Below are 17,089 nucleotides of genomic sequence, written 5' to 3' on the forward strand. Positions count from 1 at the left end.
ATGGCGACCCCGGCAGGATTCGAACCTGCGACCTTTTGATTCGTAGTCAAAAGGTATTGCCTAGTTTACATGTAATTATTTTAACTATAAGTCCTACGAACCCAGTAAAATCAATACTCATTAACCTATATGAAAAATTATTATCTTGTGATTCTATCCAGTTCTAGTTGCTTTTTGTCCCTTATATTTCACGCCAAGGGGCAAAATAAGGGACAAAATCATTTTGGGAAATCGTCATTTCCCAAATAAGAAAGCAGCTCCACAATCCGCATGTGGAGCTGCTTTCTTATTCTACCGCTTCCGTTTCCGGCGCAATCGGCAAGACTGCCTCCCGCTCATCAATGAATTGCCTTATTTTTTTTGCTCTGCGATTTTTTCAGCAATACCGGAGTCCTTGACTACTTTCGTAAGTCTTCTTGATTCTTTCAACCACTTTTGAAAAAATTCTTCATGTCCTAAATAATTAACTTCCATGCCCAGCTTTTTCATGTTTTCTATGTACTCAGGATCATTCACGGTTTTTTCAAGTTCAACTAACAGTTTGGCTTTTATTTCTTTCGGCATTCCTTTGTGGGCACCAATGCCCATCCAATAAGTAAATACTACGTCAATCCCTTGTTCCTGAAAAGTAGGAACGTTGCTGTAAAGAGGATCATTAATTCGCTTTGTTGCGGCAACGCCAATGACTTTCACTGTCCCGCTTTTTACATGTTCCTGCATTCTTGGGGCAATAGCAAACATTAACTGGATATGTCCGCCTAATAGAGCAGCCAATGATTCCGAGGTGCCTTTAAACGGTACTTGATCCAACGCAATTCCGGCATCTTGCGCGATCATTTCGCCAACAAGATGATTTCCGGTGCCTAACCCGCTATGCCCGAATTTAACTGTATGGGGATGCTGCTTAGCATAATCCACCAGCTCACTTAGACTGTTCCAAGGGGAATCGGAGCGAACAACGGCAATATCCGGCAGTTCTATAACTTGTACTAATGGATCCAAGGCCGAAGGATAGTAATACCCGGATGTCTCGTACAATGTCGGCAATAATGCACTGTTGTCCACCACCCCCAAGGTATAGCCATCGTCCTTCGATTCTACTAATTCATTCCAGCCTAAAATCCCCCCGGCGCCAAGCACATTCTTTACGATGACATTCTGTCCCATATGTTTATAAGCTACTTTTCCTAGCGCTCTCGCAACCATATCACTAGCACCGCCAGGAGCAAACGGCACAATCAACGTAATTGGCTTATCCGGATACTTTTCAGCAACAGTTGCCGGCGCCTCTTTCGTTCCGCAGCCAGCAACCAGCCCCATCGAACATAACAGCATCAAGGATAGCGCAATTGATTTTCTCATTTTCACAGCATTTCCTCCCTTAATTCGTTTTAATTCGATTTTATACCCGATTACATAAAAAACATTGTCATATTTTGTCAGGAGAAAAAATAAAACCGGTCAGTAAGAATGCCAACCGGAACAATTCACTCAATAAACCATTTCCCCTCTTCATCAAACAAATATACCTGCTTGCCACTAATCCGGCAGCTATATCTCATGCCACAGCCGCCGGCTTTAAGTGAGGCGGCTTGTCTTATGTCTAATATCCAATTTATCGACTGCGCACATCTTGGACATTACTGGATATATTAAGCTTACTACACCTTCGTAGAAAACGCAGAATTAAATAATTAATTCCAAGAAGATTAGGGATAATACCTCTATCATTATAATGACGGAGGTATTATCCCTAACTCTCTTTCGCACTCCTTTACCTTATCCATTACAGCTTTTAACATAACACTTTGCGCAGTATTCTTAGTGCCGGAATTTTTTCTGTTTAATGCATCAACTACTGCAACTAATCGATTGTAATCTTTCTCACTGTCAAAACGAAGTGCTATTCTCTTTCTCTCTAAATTGGGCTGATTTGGCATATCTACTCTCCTAGTTTAGTCACTTTACTCTCATGATTAATAAAAAAATAGCGTTGCTTTTATGATTATTTTAATTTTAATTCTAGTATTATCCATTTACTTACTACGACCTATACCTTATGCAGCCAGCCAATTATCTACACAAATTTGAATTTTATTTTTCCAGTCATTTTCATCAATTGCATCTTCTATCTGTGCCAATGCTGCTATCAGAAAAGATTCTATATCTTTGGGAGTAGGATGATGAGAATATGTATATGAATTCTCAATAAGGCGCATAAATTGATCTAAATCAAGTGGTATTATCCTTGTTTTTCCGCCATAATATGTTACATTCGTTTTATTAGTGGTATAAAAATGTGCCAATGTGGCTTGATTTATTGCGGGTGCAATAAAAAGACAGTATGTATCTTTTCCTGTTTTCTTAAAAAGCTGTCCACAGTGACGTGTAACAGAATCGCCCTCAGCAATAAATTGCCGCTGCCCAGACTGAAGCGTTACTTCAACCGCTAAAACAAAATTTTCATAATCGCACTCAATATCCGGCATATTCCCTTTGGCAGTAGACATAGGCTGACCTAAATCATCAACTTTAAAGTTGCCTTTAATATTTCCGCCATCCATCATAGTCATCGCCCTCCATGTATTCCATTCGAGAAATAACGGAGCATCGTAGAGTTCATCAGAAATAATTTCATTAAATGTATCTACGACCTCTTGATATAGAGCATATGACTTTAATTGTATTTCTTGATGGCGAATAAGTGCATTTTTTCTTTTTTGGATAATTCCATCTCGTAGATCTTTTAGTTCTTCAACAGCCATGCCCGACAGTTCTCTTCTAGTATATGAATGAAGCCGCATGAGAGTGTCCATAAGGTTTTCTCTAATATCAGCATAAAGTGTTGGAACAAAAGGATTGAAAAGATGTTCCTTATATGCTTTCTGATCTTCAACAAACACAGGCTTCCGTTCTACAGTCTTTAACAGATATTCTACCTCTGCCGTTTTATCGGGCGAAACAACTATTGAACGTCCTGTGAATGAGAATAGTCCTGTAAACCTTAAATAACGAAAACACGCATCTGCATAATCACGCATATTACCTTTTTTAGTCTTAATAAACTTCCTGATGCTCACGTCCCTTGATTGACGTGTTCTTGCCTTCCCACTAGCTATTGCTTCAACGTAAATTTCTTCAACTGCCTTCGTCCAAACCTCATTAACTAACGATTTGTAATCACCTCTTCTACTTTCTTTTTCTCTGCGAAAAGAGAGTATAGAATTTTTCACAATGTCAAAATTCCGATAATCAGTCAGTTGAAGTGCAAATATTTTAAACTCATCAAATGTAAGACTTTCCAAATCACAAATCAAACGCATAATTTCAAGATACGGACGTATCCAAAAAGCTCCTGCAATATTCTTGCTTTCATTATGAAAAGGAGATGGAAGCTGAAATTTTAGTAATTGCCTTAAAAATACTTCTTTTGGTCTTTTCCCATACACAAAAGAATGTCCAGAAGGCGTCAACTTAAGTTTAGGATTTAGGTCTACAAATCCCAACGCCTTTGGAGCACGATTAATTCTGTCTCTTGCACTAAAGGCTTTATCTTTTGGTGAACCACTACCTTCAAAAAAGTCAGATTCAGCTAATTTTTCTATAAATGCCACTTGCGTTGATCCATTCCAAACTTGACCATCAAATACCTCACATAACAACTGAATTTCCGGCAACATTTTTTCAGGGCTTCTTGGTGATGTAGTAAAAAATAATGCTCGATTTTCCAGCCGTGCCAAATAACTTCCCTCGTTTCTGCTTAATAGTTCTTGACAATTATATGCATTTTGTCATTATTAAATCTGTTCCTAATATTTACGGCGTAATTTTTATAATACTCATCAAAAATATACTCACCATACAATTCCTGTGTTAATGGTGTCTTGCCGATAACCATAAGAGCACGACACGGAAGGTTGCGAAAATCTTCAGCCAACCTCCTGTGCTGAACTTCATCAAAACCATTCATCATGTCAATATTCCCGTAATCATTAAAAACGCAATCATATGGAGGATCCAGGAAAATAAAATCGTCCTCCTCCGCAATTGCAAATATTTCATTATAGTCTACATTGTAAAGTTCAGCGCTTTGTAATAGTAAACTATGTTCTTGTGTAATTAATCTTGTATTTAGATTAGGATAACGACCAAAAGGCACATTGTAATCACCATTGCCATTGTAACGTATCATTCCAGAATACGCAGTTTTATTTATAAAAAAATAGAGAACACCATCTAAATATGTTTCATCTGGATTGTTAAATAAATTTCTCATCATATAATACAACTCTTCGTTTGCATTTGGAATTCTTTCATTCGGATGCTCTGATTTTAGTTTTTTATATGCAGATTGATTATCTTCGTATTGTCTCTGTAATTCATTTAGTTGCTCACGCATTTGAGGATATTGATTCCTAAGCTGAAAGTAAAAAGTCATCAGCCTCGTATTTATATCATTAAGAATTGCCCTGTCCGGCTCAATATGAAAATACACTGCACCGCCTCCCAAAAAAGGCTCAATATATCGATCAAAATCATCAGGAATATATTGCAAAAAACGTGGAATTTCTCTTGATTTACCACCTCGATATTTTAATACTGGATTCATTATATCACTCCTACAATACTATATATAGCGCAAATCAAACACACCAATACTATATACAGTGTTTATTTGCTTGATAGACAATTTTTAATATGTTATAATATTCATTTTAAAAACAAAAACTCCTGCAATTTTGCTTCCGTTAGCTACAAAAATGCCGCCCCGCCCGAAGGCAGAGCGGCGATAATCAGAACAGAAAAAATAGCTTATTCGTCATAATGGTATACTTTGTTTCCCAGCCACTTTCATTGCCACCAGCATGATATTCAACCTCTATCGCCCGATCCTTGCTAAAATTACGTTGCAGGCCCACTGGTATATAACTATCTCCGCTGTGCCGGCCATAACCAACGGACCATTCCCAATTACGATAGTTGTTTACCTTGTACACGCCAACTTGCCATTCCGTTGCCCCGCCAGGCTGCTGAACCTCCTGCGGCGCGGTAAGCGTCCGGTCTGACTTTTCCAGCGCAGCCGGCGGCAAAGTAGGGTCTTTGGCATTTATGCGGTCAGCTACACCAACCGCAGCCTGCTGTACGGTAGGAGCTTCCACGGTAAAATTATAGATAGGCTGTACTTTCCCAGCCTGCGCCTGCTGGACAGCAGAGGCTAGCATTTCGGCATTTTGCTTGGATAGCTTCAGCTCGTTCTGCAATGCATTGACGTTTGCCGCCTGCTCTTGGGTGAGTGTGACCGCCTGCTGCAGCCGTGATTCTTGCGCCTGATTGTAACTGATACCCCAAAGCAAAAGGGCCAGCACAACGGCCAGCCCTACGATGTATTTCCAGTGATTCGCTATAAAACGTTTTGCCTGATCTAACATACTTACCCCTCCCTTAAAATAGCGGTCACAGTCGATTCAGTCCGCGCTAACGGCACATCAATTTCAGTGCCGCCCTTGACTGAGATATAGCCGGTTGGCTCGCCATTTAGCAATACTGCAGTAAGGTCTTTTGCCATAATACCGGCGGGCAATGCATATATACCGGACCGATCAACTTTTTGCAAAACAATCATTACGACACCCCCTGATTCCTATACCAATTTGCCTTGCCCCGAATAACATTGCCACCTTCACCCGGCGCCACCCCAGGGAAAAACCATAAATCCCAACGCTCGCAACTATGCTCCGGCCCATGCCGGCCATCCGGGTACCCATTGGCTCCATATCCAGGATTCAGGCCGTCCTTGTTGTCGGCCGCCTCAGCATGCGTCATGACACGTTGCAGATCAATCGTGAGATCAAGCGCTGCTGCCAACACAGCTACAACCTGCGCTGCGGCTTCGATCTGCGCGGGCGTTGGCGGCTCCAGGCCAAAATTATTGGTAGTGGCGTTATAGGCGCAGGCCAAAGAAATCCCAATTGCTCCGGAATTGCGCCGGTAAGTATGGGATTTAGCTGCGGCCAGATCATTTGCGCTGACATAAACGCTGCCATCTGCGTCAATATTTATATGGTATGAATCAAAAAACTGGCCGTAATGGCCAGCCGTCCAATGCAGGTACAGTTTTACATCCCTGTCCAGCGCCCGGGCTTTATCCCAAAGGTTATTTTTGCTCTGTAAAGCCAGTTCCCGAAGCTCCATTAATGTTACTTTGCGCATTCTCATTTCCTCCTTTTACTTGCCGCCATGTATCCAGGCCACGCTTAATTGTATTTGATCCGAGCTGCAGCCCGAGCGCCGTGAGTACCTTGTCCAGCATTGCAGTAAGGTTTACGGCCGTCTCCGGATACAACAGCATCCTATACACAATAACAATAACAGTTATGGCCAGCATGGCGATGATAACCCGGTTCAGGGAAATATCCTTGGGATCATAACTTTCAGACAGAACTAAAGGCAGGTTACTGAAAACCTGCCTGATATTTCGCCAGAACATAAGCTCCCTCCTAATTTTTAATCAGCCACATGATAATGCCCACAAAAAAACCGCTTACTGCACCGAGTAAAGCGGCTGTTCTATAGATACCCGCGATTTGTTCTTTGATCGCTTCGGTCAACTCTTCTTTGAGGTCTTTACTGGCCAACTGCATATTGTCAAGCCGATGGTGCATAGATTTTGACGATGCTTCCAGTTTTGCAATGGCAATTTCATGGGCGTCAACCTTTGACCTGCAAGGCTGGCACTGGGACAGCTGCAGATCCTGGCGCGCCTCGATCCGTGTTAATCTATCCAGTATCTCGCGTTCTACTTTTTCATCCAATCTCTCACCCCCGACATATAAATAATAGCCGCCCGATCAGCGGCACGGCTCTCTCGGCATTATTGGTCACCTCACATGATAAATGCGTAGCCTGTTTTTAGACGCGGGGTGATTTGGACGTTGATGGACTTAAGATATGGTGTTATCCACGGCAGATATCCCAAAGGCAGCCTTCCTTCAAAGTCAGCGTTAACTCCACCTCTTAGGTTAAAAGTAGTATACTGATTAGTATTATTACTTGTTAATCCAGCTCCGGGATGTAAAGTCTGCCCTGGCGATATTGCTCCTGAAACGCGCACCCCAGTAGAATAACTGACTAATGTCATAATTTTGTCATCAAAGTTTAACGAAATACCTACCGTGGTAGGCGTGATCGTTCCGGTTGGAGCACCACCTATAAAAGATCCGTTGAGTATTAACCTACTTTGACCAGCCCACCAACCATAGTATCCTGGAAGATTGTATAGAGAAGCATTCAAAGTAAAAACTCCCGGCTGAGGAGCATAAAACATTTTTGTTGTACTCTCAAAATACCATTTCCCTGAGTCTTTACCACAGCTAGTATACATAGCTTGACAGTAATACTGGGTTCCGGCGTTTCCGGAAATTGTATCCCCAGAAATAGTCAGAGTTCCAAGTTTATAAACAGTAGCAACCAGGGGAGGCAAGTAGTTTTTGTCTAAATATATAGCAAAATCCAGGGATGTTGGAGTAAATATTTCTTGCCATCGCGCAAAAACAATTGAATTGACTGTAGCTGCATCCATTCCATATTCACCGATATTGTCAATAGCTACAGTTTCCCATGTACTGTTAATAAGAGCTCTCCAGGTTAGGCCTTTGTTAAAGCTAACTAAAATTTTAGCATTTTCAGCTTCAATATTTACTGCCTGTAAGCCCGTGTAGCGCGCCAAGGGTATACTGGTATAGTTAGTAGTTTTTATGACTGTATCAATTTTACCGTCGGGAACCATAAAACACGGATACTTGGCAGGAGCGTACACATAAGCAGGGTTAAATCTATCCCCGTCATAGCCTCCATCATAGCTTCTAAAAAGCCTTTCTACTGTTGTTCTCCTCGTTTCTTCCTTGAAGATTTCAAAATCCAGATACTCTCGCGAGCCGTCAGGGTATAGATAGTTAAGTCGGCACGGGTTATTACCTGTCTCAAGCTGGGAAGGCATCACAGTAAACGAAACGCTGCGCAAGTCAATGTCAGTAGGCTCATAAGGGATTATGACTGTCTGAGCAATTTCCAATTGATAGCGTCCCATCAGCGGAAATCCCTGCGAGTTTGTGGCTTCAACGGTAACAATCTGGCTCCTGTACTGATGCGTGGGAGTAACCAGCAGCTTGAAACGATATTCGGCGTTAGAGGTAATTACAGGGTCGTCAATAAAGTATCCCGGGCAATTAGAAGAAAGACCGGCAGTTATTGGCTCAGCTATTAAAATGCCCAAATGGTTTCTACTCAAAATTCCTAGTTCAATATCATTAGTTAAGCTACCAGGGAAGATGGAATAAAGCTCACCAAGTTCTACTTGAGATAAATCCATCCCAGCCCATTTTCGGTTTAATCGCTCACCTGGCTCCATGTCAGATAAAAAAGTGCCCCCGAGGGGAGTTCTAATCACAGGACTGGATTGTGTACTTTCTATTTCACAGCCTCGACTAGCTGAACTACGCTGAGCTGAATCAACTAAATCCAATTCAACCCCAGTAAAATTGATGATCTCGTACTCATTTACATCAACATAAGAACCCCAACTTAGGGTAGTGGACCTCCCCCCAAAGGGAATCAAAACACTTCCTACTCCGTTAAAACCATTATATACTTGTGTCAACTCTACTCCTGAAAAATCAAACCCAGAATTAAATGCAGTTAAAGTTGTACCAGCTAAAGCTCTCAGTCCTATTCCAAAATGATATGGAATTCGAACAGCTAAATTATCAATTTCGATAAGTTTAAATCCCCCGGGGTCAGTTACAACCGATATAGGAGGAGAAACATAGTGTATTCTCAGGTCAGGAGAAGAATAGATTATTAAGTTGGCTGATGACACATTAGAACTTGTAGGAAATTTAAAACCTGCAGCTCTTATTGTTTTCATGCTTTCTTCGAACAGAGGTAAGTTCGTGAATGCCCCATAACTTGTTGCTGCTGTTGAGTAACCTGCGCTACCTGTTGCATCCCAGTTCCTGTATATTCTAGTTATCTCAGCCATGGACATAAACCTCCATTATGCTGTTCGTATTAATAAAGCCCTGCTTGGGAAAGAGGTATAACTTATCGAATGAGTAACCAATACACGGTATGTCTCTGCTCCAATGGTTACGGTGTCCCCTGTATTCACGGAAGTATATAGCATGCATTTTATTCCGTCCAGTTTTCCCCTATAGCTCTCAGCCGCACTGCCATAATAAACAGAAGATATCATTCGCTTATTTCTTGCATTTGGGTCTCCCGGAGGCAATAAGGAATAAGTGGTTAAATTATACGGAGCAGTTACGCTAGCCACACCATCCGAAGTATTACATATTTGCACCGATGAAGTTGCAATTCCATATGCCGAGGCCCCTACCAGCATCCCTCTGTTGGCGGAATCACTTACCAGTAAACTATCAGGTAGTCCCATATAAATAACTTGGGGTCCAAGACCGGTAGGGGCTGGGTACTCTAATACAAGTATAATTTTACTAGCGTCAGCATAAACGTGATAATTCACCTCGGTATCTGCTCCTAAAGCAGTAGTCAAAGATGCAACGGGAGCTACATATAGAGCTGTCCAAGCAAGTGATGACCTGCCAAAAGTTCCAGCTACCCCAGCCTCACCCGGCGTATAAGTATCTTGCAGCCGGTAAGACATGGCGCAGTAATCTGTAGTCACTACTGAATTAGCATTGCTGGCGTTTGTCGGCCTAATATTCAAAATCAATTCCTTATCTTCCGTATTTCCCGTGGATTTCAACACCACAAAGTCCGTTGCCGGGTTACCCGAAACATCAGTCCATCCAGCAGCCACCAGCCTATCAATGATAAGCTGGTATATTTCACTTTTCAGGCAAGTACCACTCTGAAATATATAACCTGTCGGAATAGCCATTGTAAATTCCTCCGTATTAATCGTTTTGTATAATCACCGTAAACGTCACGCCGGTATCGTCTCCCACGGTCGAGGCTCGGATCACATCCCCGGCTGCAATTTCGATATTGAGCGCCGTTACTGCAAATTCTTTGTAAACCTCGCCTTCCGGCAGTATGAGCTGCGCGCCGCCGACAAGCCGCCAGTTGGCCGCCTGCGCCACATAATCGTCCTTGGCCTGCACCTCCACGGCAAACTCCAGATCCTCAGACCGGACTTCGGCGCAGTTGATCTTAATCTGCTGCACTGAACCGGCCCAGGGATAAACAATTTCCGATTCACCGCCGATAAAGCTGATTGCCCGGACATCGGTATAAATAGCACTTCCTTTATACAAAAGCTTGCCGTCTAAATCGCTTAAATCGGTAAGCACCTGGGGAATATCCTGGATATTGTCCCAGTCGAGCACAATATCCAGGCTTTCTTTTTCCGCCAGCTTAATCCAGGCTGTTGCTGCCTCATCCCATACATACTCAGCCCAGCCTTCTGCGACGGTCGGATCCCCGGTAGCATCCAGCACCCGCACCCGCAGCCCGTCATACGGCTCCAGGGCATCACGCGCTGCAATATCGGGAACAACACGCATTTCCTTGATATTGGCCGGCAGCTGCGTGATCGGCACCTTCCCGTCAGAATCAAGGCTGGCGTAACCGTCCGGCTGGCCCTTGTCGGCCTTATTCTCCTTTTTGGCCACATTTAACTCAGCCGCCGATACCCGGCCGGCCAAAGACGCCTGACCTTCCTCCAGCGTATCCTGGCGCTCTGTAATCCCTTCAAGATCGCCCAAAACGTCACCTAAAGCGCCCACCTTATCGTCCAGGATATCCATGTTTTTATTAAACTGATCCCGCCCTACCCGATCCGTCGGTTCCAGTTTGTCCAGCCCCAATTTAGGCGTTTGCGTAGCCATATCATCCCCCCTTATTGCTGCGGTACCGTAATGCGGTCAAAACTCGTCCCGTTATATTGCCAGGCGCTAAGGCCGCCCTGACCTTCCGGCACATAATAAGACAACAGTACAAAGCCATTCGCAAGGTCTATGACCTCATAGCTGTCCGCGCCGGTGACCGCCAATACTTTGCCATTCGGCACCACCCAGCCGCTGCGGCACAGCACTGCGCCCGGCTGCTCCTCGGTGTAAATTGTCCCTAAGATAACCAGCGGCGCGTCCTCTACCGGAATTTGCTTGTTATCCGCTTCGTTCGGCATGACCACAATCACACTGCCATCCCGCCAGGCTGCCCCGATGACATTGAGGGCAGCCTCTTCGGTTTCGACCGCATCCAAAACATAGGGCGGTTTCCAGCTAAACGTGCGCTGATGCAGCTGATACGATTCCAGGCTGTTCAACCTGGCCGTAATTTCAATTCTGGTCTCCACATCAAAGGCCAGCTTGTCCAGGCAGCGCGTTGCCCAGGGATAATCCCACTCGGCAATCAGCCTGGTTGTAGTTGTTTCCTCGCCGTTTTCGTCAATGCTCGTTTCCGTAATACTGACAGCCAAAACTACTTCGCGAATTTTTTGACTGCCGACATACACCCGGATAACCGTTTGCAGGCCCTCCGGTGGGTTAATCGCCAATCCCGAAAAGAAATCGCTCACATCATTTTGGGATGTGCAGCCATAGGATTGCCGCTTGTTCCTGAGCGCCCAGGACAAGGTGAGATTGCCGGCCGCCTGGTCAATATGCGCCTGCTGCGCTTTACTATGTGTAGTCAGCCGGATTCGGCCCGGCGGCGTCGGCCGCTCCGGCCGGCGGACTGTTGTCAGGGCCGTCACTTTGGTCTGGTCAAACGCCTCCTCCGCCTCCGCCGTTGCCGTGGTAATGTTGTAGGATTCGCTGGTAACATAACCCGCTGGGATGACCGCGCCCCCGGTCGTCACATTGGTATAAAAGCCGGCATCCACAAAAAATACCGGCGCACCGGCGGCGTGACTGGCTGGTACCGTATCATAGGTGGCCCGGATAATGTTCTGCACCCGCCAGCGGCCGTTGGCCAGCTGCGTCAAATTGCCCCAACCCATGATTTCATTGCCAATCATCAGCAGCCGCGCGCCGTTACGCGCTGCGGTAAATCCGGGTGTGCCGGTAGCTAAACTGCGCGCGGCCAGGTCTTCAATGCCGCCCAGGTCAATCACTTCAAAGCCGGTAACGTCTTCCATGTCGCTGGTTTCCAGATAATCGCCGGCCAGCTGCCCGACTGGCGTCCATTTGGTCCTGCTGTTGGTGGTCTGCCAAGTGTAATCGCGGTACCGGTGTACGGTCCATTTCTGGGTCTTTAAGTCCGGCTGCGCCGCCAAAGCAAACACATAGCTGTCATCGACCTGCATGAATTCCCAAGGAGCTTCAAAATATTTAAAGAGCTGCACCCCGGTCGGGTAATTCTGCGGCGGCTGCCACTCGGTGGAGTCATTCGGGCTAAACTTGGATTTGCCCATGCCGAATACGTCCTCAATAGTGGTGATTTTCACTTCGCCGCTGATAAAGTCGCCCAGATCCACATGCGTCACCCGCAGGATCAGATCCTTGATTCCATAAGGCGGCCAGTTCAGTTTGATTACATCGCCGTTGCGGACAAAGGCGGCCTTACGGTTGCAGATAAGTGTGGCGGCCGCTAAGGGAAATCCTTGCTGTTTCAGCTCTCGCTGCGCCGCCCACCGGGCATTGCCAGCCGTGGTAAAATAGCTGAACGTCAAATCCTGGACATTGTTATGGCCCTCGTTGATCTGGATATTGGCCGGATCGTTGACGGTTACAGTGCTGGTCTCATATAATGCGGCACTGTCAGTGTAGGACACGCAAATGGAACCGTTGGTATTGGACCAGACCGTCCGGGTAAATTCCACCGAGCTGCACATGGTTTCGTCAAACGTCGGCAGACTGCTGGAATCATAATCATCCCGGATGAGCTTAAAAGTCAGCTTACCGGTCTCCGGGTCGGTGTAGCGCACCATATCCAGGTGCTCGCAGATATCGTCAATGATTTGCCGGACTTCGGTCTTGGCCGTAATTGGCACCGTCAGGCCAATGCCTTCGCTTTTTAAGCGCTGGCCAATGGCAATCATGCTCTCGGTGTCCAGCAGCTCCGGGCTGCGGTTCAGGCCCCACTCAGCGTTGACATGCATCTCGTAGATGGCCTCCATGGGGTTGGCGTCGTCGCCGATCGCGCCCAGCCCCAGCCTGTTGGGTATCCATTGCAAATCCAGCCAGGTGTCCGGAATGCTGGCCTGCTTGCCAATGTAAGCGGGCGGCACCACCAGGCTGACAAACGGCCGGTACGCCGGGGTTAAGCCGCGTAATTCCTCCTGCACTGATTCTGCGCTCATCTGCTCAATCATCCACGGATCGGCCGGCTGATCGGCTCCGCCGAGATACAGGCGGATGTCGCCAATAAAACCGCCGCTTTCGTCCGGACCGCCGAACAGCTCATCATCATCGACACTGATGGTAAATGGCTCATCCAGATGATCCTCACGAAATACATCGCCCGCCCAAACCTGCTGCTCGTTCAGATAGATGCCGCGTAACCGCATTCCCTCGCCTGATACACAAGCCAGCAGTTGATAGCCAAGGTAATATTTAAAGCCTTTTTGGATAGTGGTTTTTAAGTTCCGGCCGTTGATTAACCAGGACAAAAGCCACGTAAATAAGGCATTTAGGAGCGGTCCGGTCAGATCGTCTTTATAGGTGGCCCCGTTGGCCGTGGTTGTACCGGTTACGCGCCCGCTGCCGCCGGATGTCGTCACTGAGGCCCCGGGCGCAACGGTGGCGGGACTGGCCTGATGCCCGGTAGCTGGAGCGGCAATAAAGTTGGCAATTAAGGACAGTACCAGCGGCCAGGCGCTAAAGCTGGCATGCGCCGAATAGGTTTCGGTGTAGGATTTGGAGCTAAAGCCGCCGTAATAAATGATCAGCGGGCTTTTTAAAATTGTCCGACCAAGAATGACCGGTACCGGCGTCCCCACCGCCGCCGGCGACGCATTCAGGCTGTCCGGCTCGGACTCGGACGAGCTACTGCTTTTGTTGCTTTTATTGATCAGCCAGGATAGGAAAGTGGTTACGCCCCAGCCGACATAAGGATTCATGGCCATTTTTTTTCACCTCTCACGTGTCAAGTGGAAATTGTGCCGACAAACCCGTCAGTATCGCGCTGCACGACGGTATCGTCCACCCAGTACACACCCTTACCAATTTTGGTATTGGTATCGGTTGCCGGCGCAATGTAGGGACAGCCGGAGAAGTTCAGCGTGTTTTGATAGCGGAGCGCACAGGTGCGAAACAGCTGATCGCAGCCCGGGTAAATCATCACGTTATTCATCGGCGTTGTTGGAAAGGGATAGCGCAGTACCACCTTATCCTCTTTACTGCTGTCGATCATGCGCACATTGTCGCCGTAGTAGATCAGTCCGCCGGCAAAATAGTTTTCGGGATAAGCGCTAATCTGGCTGGCGGTTATTGTCAGTCCTTCAACCTTGTCAATATAGATGGACACACCCCAGTCCGCTTTGTTCAGCCGGCATTTCGTATCATAGATGGTGTTATTACAAAAAAACTGCCGCATCATGTTCGGCAGTTTTTTTGTCAGCCAGTTTTCCACTTTTACGGTCAGTTCGCATTCCGAATCCTTAAAATTGCTTTGTATAACCTCACCGACGAATATCTTGTCAAAAGCGCTGTGATTCTGGTCGTGCAGCCGGTAAATAACAAGCGTTACCGGTTTATCCGGCGGCGCGCCCTGGAACAGCTTGGCAACAGCATTGTCTTTACTGACAGTAACCATTAAGCTGACAGGATCTCCCTGGCCTTGCGATTCAATATTATTCCTTTTGATATAGTCGGCGGCATATTTTTCGGTGCGGATAGTGCCGCCGCTTTGGATTGTCAGCTGCACATCAAACCGGTTGGAGGTATACAGATAGGTTGTGTCTTTATGCTGGAACCGGTAGCACTCCATCGGCTGACCGTCCTGCAGTGAGTTCTCATAAAGGGATATATTACTGTTGGCCATTAGGCATTCACCTCCGCAAGCGAAAAAGTTGTGGACGCAAGATCCACGGCGTCATAATTTGTAGTCATACTGTCACTGTCATGCCGGTACCGGCACAAAAACGAAATCATGGCAACATCGGCTTTCCTGACCATGCGCTTCAGATTATTGTCCAGCACAACTTTACCCAGCTCGCCGTCGTCACTTGTAGTAAACCCGGCGATGGTCAAAATAAGGGTTGTCTGGTTTTTCATGAACAGAACAATGGTCCGGCGGCGCGTCAGTCCCGCGTAATATTTCCAGAACATGCTCCACTCGACGAGCAGATAGCCCTGCCCGGCTGTCGCATCTTCGGCCAGCACCATATCAGACAGCCAGGTGGGGGCATAAAAGCTTTTCAGACGTCCTTTGCAGCGGCAAAAAAACCGCTGCAGATTATAGACCTCCGAGCGGCTAAAGCCGAGGTATTCGATTTCCTTGGTTTCTGACGTATAGGGTCCCTTCAGGTCATATTGGGACACGCCGGACTGGTTATCCAGCTTATTGGCGTTGCGCGCAAAGCTGGCCGCAATATCGCCGGTCCAGGACGGGCCAATTCGAAAAAGCTCCACGCCCAAATATTGGTCCGGCAGCGCATCCTGCCAGGGATTTTTCGTCTGCCAAGCCTCTTCATGGAATTCATCCAGCGCTTCGGGTATCGGCATGGTCGATTCATTGGTCATGAGTTCCAGGTTAAACTGCATGCTCATGGCCTCCGAGCTGTACAGGCTGTATTGATCCTCCTGTTGGAGTACGGCATAGGCCACCGGGTAGACGGTTGTCCTCGCCCGCAAGTAAACACTTTCAATTTGCTCATTCAATTTGAGCGTCCCGTCGCCCAGCAGTTGTTGCAGCACATAGCGGTCGCCGCCGATCTGATCGTTAAACCATAAAATAGCGCCCCGGCAGCCCCGGTACGGCCAGAGATACGCCGGCTTTAAATTGACTTGCGTCTGGCCCAGATAGGTGGATTCCGGCAAAGGGCAGCCGGCATGCCATAAAGGAATTTCGATTTGTTCGGTTTGACGGGCGTATAAAAGTGCCCGGAGATATTGGCTTTGACTGGAATTCGTGCCGATATAATCATAGGACAAAAACCGGCGCGGATATGTCCGGAGCGCCAGGCGCTGCTCGGTGTTGTTCCAGCTGGTATGGATCTGAGTTAGAAATTCCAGGGTTTCGGTTATCTTTTCATTGGCCATATCATCACCCCCACCACGGCGACAGGTCGAATATTCGGTCGCGCCTGCCGGCATTCGGCCGCATAAATAGCCACCTAAAAATCTCCCACAGCATCCATGGTTCGTACACAATTTTTGAATTTAAAGGCGATAATAGCCGGGAGGCAAACAGCCGGATCATCAGAAAGGTCATGGCCCTTGTATATCCGGCGTGCATGATTTCGCTGCGCTTGCCGTTAAAGGACGAGCTCCCCGGGTAAAGATGCACTGGATAGTAGTTGCCAAAATTGATGCCGTTGGTTCGCGCAAGCAAGATGTCCTCAGGATAGTTTTCATGCGCCTGGCCCTGGGACATGTCTGCCGCTCCGGTCTGGAAATTGCGGTCATCGTAAATGCTCAGAAAATCAAAAACGGCGTGCTGAACGCCGCGCAGGAAATCGATGTCCATATTGTCATACTGCTGGACAGCCCCGTTGCGCATCGCATCGAGGCGGGTCCCGACCAAAAATGCTTCATTGGCTTTTCTGCCCTGCGGATAGATGTAAAACTGGTTGCTTTCCAGGATCGTCCAGGATATGCCGAGATCTGATAACGTTTCGGCCTGGTATTGGGTTTTTTCTTCCTCGGCGGTGGTAACGGTAAACAGCTTGGTCGTTAAGTCCCATTCATAAATCCAGCCCGGCTGCAGCTCTGCGTAGCGGATAATTTCATTATCGCCCCAGGCAATGCCCAGCGTTTCCATGACCGCCCAGGTTAACACGCCGCCCCAAAAAGCGAAAGGGACCGCATTTAACATCCTCAGTCTGATCGGGTAAAGCGGCCGCCCCCGTCCGGCCAGGCTGCGGTTGTCTATGGTAAACCCGATGAACGGGTAATACATTTGTCCGTTTCTTACAATGCCGGCCACCGGCGCGCCCTCCTTTCCC

16 protein-coding genes are annotated in these 17,089 nt (G+C 46.9%); all 16 read right to left on the reverse strand.

All coding sequences use genetic code 11. The features are described from left to right. Window positions 1–351 precede the first annotated feature (351 nt). The gene (locus BLR06_RS17710) at window positions 352–1,362 is read right to left on the reverse strand and encodes a Bug family tripartite tricarboxylate transporter substrate binding protein (RefSeq protein ID WP_092074995.1); all 1,011 of its coding nucleotides are present in this window, start codon (window positions 1,360–1,362) and stop codon (window positions 352–354) included. Between the two features lie 368 nt (window positions 1,363–1,730). Then, complete coding sequence (locus BLR06_RS17715; protein ID WP_092074923.1) at window positions 1,731–1,940, reverse strand: hypothetical protein; 210 nt, start codon at window positions 1,938–1,940, stop codon at window positions 1,731–1,733. Between the two features lie 117 nt (window positions 1,941–2,057). Further along, window positions 2,058–3,740 carry an AlwI family type II restriction endonuclease gene (locus BLR06_RS17720; RefSeq protein WP_092074924.1) on the reverse strand — a complete coding sequence of 561 codons (1,683 nt, stop codon included), beginning with the start codon at window positions 3,738–3,740 and terminating at the stop codon, window positions 2,058–2,060. Window positions 3,741–3,760: 20 nt separating this feature from the next. Beyond that, window positions 3,761–4,609, reverse strand: coding sequence for a DNA adenine methylase (locus BLR06_RS17725; protein ID WP_092074925.1), 849 nt, complete (start codon window positions 4,607–4,609; stop codon window positions 3,761–3,763). A 184-nt stretch (window positions 4,610–4,793) separates the two neighbouring features. After that, on the reverse strand, window positions 4,794–5,429 hold the full coding sequence (locus tag BLR06_RS17730) for a hypothetical protein (protein WP_092074926.1): 636 nt from the start codon (window positions 5,427–5,429) through the stop codon (window positions 4,794–4,796). Between the two features lie 2 nt (window positions 5,430–5,431). Further along, window positions 5,432–5,623, reverse strand: coding sequence for a hypothetical protein (locus BLR06_RS17735; protein WP_092074927.1), 192 nt, complete (start codon window positions 5,621–5,623; stop codon window positions 5,432–5,434). Beyond that, entirely contained in the window at window positions 5,623–6,210 is a 588-nt protein-coding gene (locus tag BLR06_RS17740) for a peptidoglycan recognition protein family protein (protein ID WP_092074928.1), read from the reverse strand. Before BLR06_RS17740 ends, BLR06_RS17735 begins: the two co-directional genes overlap by 1 nt. Further along, window positions 6,155–6,487: a hypothetical protein gene (locus BLR06_RS17745; protein ID WP_092074929.1), complete on the reverse strand. Its 333-nt coding sequence runs from the start codon at window positions 6,485–6,487 to the stop codon at window positions 6,155–6,157. Before BLR06_RS17745 ends, BLR06_RS17740 begins: the two co-directional genes overlap by 56 nt. A 10-nt stretch (window positions 6,488–6,497) precedes the next feature. After that, window positions 6,498–6,812, reverse strand: coding sequence for a hypothetical protein (locus BLR06_RS17750; RefSeq protein WP_092074930.1), 315 nt, complete (start codon window positions 6,810–6,812; stop codon window positions 6,498–6,500). A gap of 71 nt (window positions 6,813–6,883) precedes the next feature. Continuing rightward, window positions 6,884–9,037, reverse strand: a complete 2,154-nt coding sequence (locus BLR06_RS17755) for a hypothetical protein (RefSeq protein ID WP_092074931.1) — start codon at window positions 9,035–9,037, stop codon at window positions 6,884–6,886. A gap of 15 nt (window positions 9,038–9,052) precedes the next feature. Beyond that, window positions 9,053–9,916 carry a hypothetical protein gene (locus tag BLR06_RS17760; RefSeq protein WP_092074932.1) on the reverse strand — a complete coding sequence of 288 codons (864 nt, stop codon included), beginning with the start codon at window positions 9,914–9,916 and terminating at the stop codon, window positions 9,053–9,055. A gap of 16 nt (window positions 9,917–9,932) precedes the next feature. Then, on the reverse strand, window positions 9,933–10,865 hold the full coding sequence (locus BLR06_RS17765; protein ID WP_092074933.1) for a hypothetical protein: 933 nt from the start codon (window positions 10,863–10,865) through the stop codon (window positions 9,933–9,935). An 11-nt stretch (window positions 10,866–10,876) separates the two neighbouring features. After that, window positions 10,877–14,047, reverse strand: coding sequence for a phage tail protein (locus BLR06_RS17770; RefSeq protein ID WP_092074934.1), 3,171 nt, complete (start codon window positions 14,045–14,047; stop codon window positions 10,877–10,879). Between the two features lie 20 nt (window positions 14,048–14,067). After that, window positions 14,068–14,964, reverse strand: coding sequence for a phage BR0599 family protein (locus BLR06_RS17775; RefSeq protein ID WP_092074935.1), 897 nt, complete (start codon window positions 14,962–14,964; stop codon window positions 14,068–14,070). Further along, the gene (locus BLR06_RS17780; RefSeq protein ID WP_092074936.1) at window positions 14,964–16,184 is read right to left on the reverse strand and encodes a hypothetical protein; all 1,221 of its coding nucleotides are present in this window, start codon (window positions 16,182–16,184) and stop codon (window positions 14,964–14,966) included. The genes BLR06_RS17775 and BLR06_RS17780 overlap by 1 nt, the downstream gene beginning before the upstream one ends. 4 nt (window positions 16,185–16,188) lie before the next feature. Continuing rightward, complete coding sequence (locus tag BLR06_RS17785; RefSeq protein WP_092074937.1) at window positions 16,189–17,070, reverse strand: hypothetical protein; 882 nt, start codon at window positions 17,068–17,070, stop codon at window positions 16,189–16,191. Window positions 17,071–17,089 lie beyond the last annotated feature (19 nt).

This window comes from Dendrosporobacter quercicolus (genome assembly GCF_900104455.1).
Classification (GTDB): domain Bacteria; phylum Bacillota; class Negativicutes; order DSM-1736; family Dendrosporobacteraceae; genus Dendrosporobacter; species Dendrosporobacter quercicolus.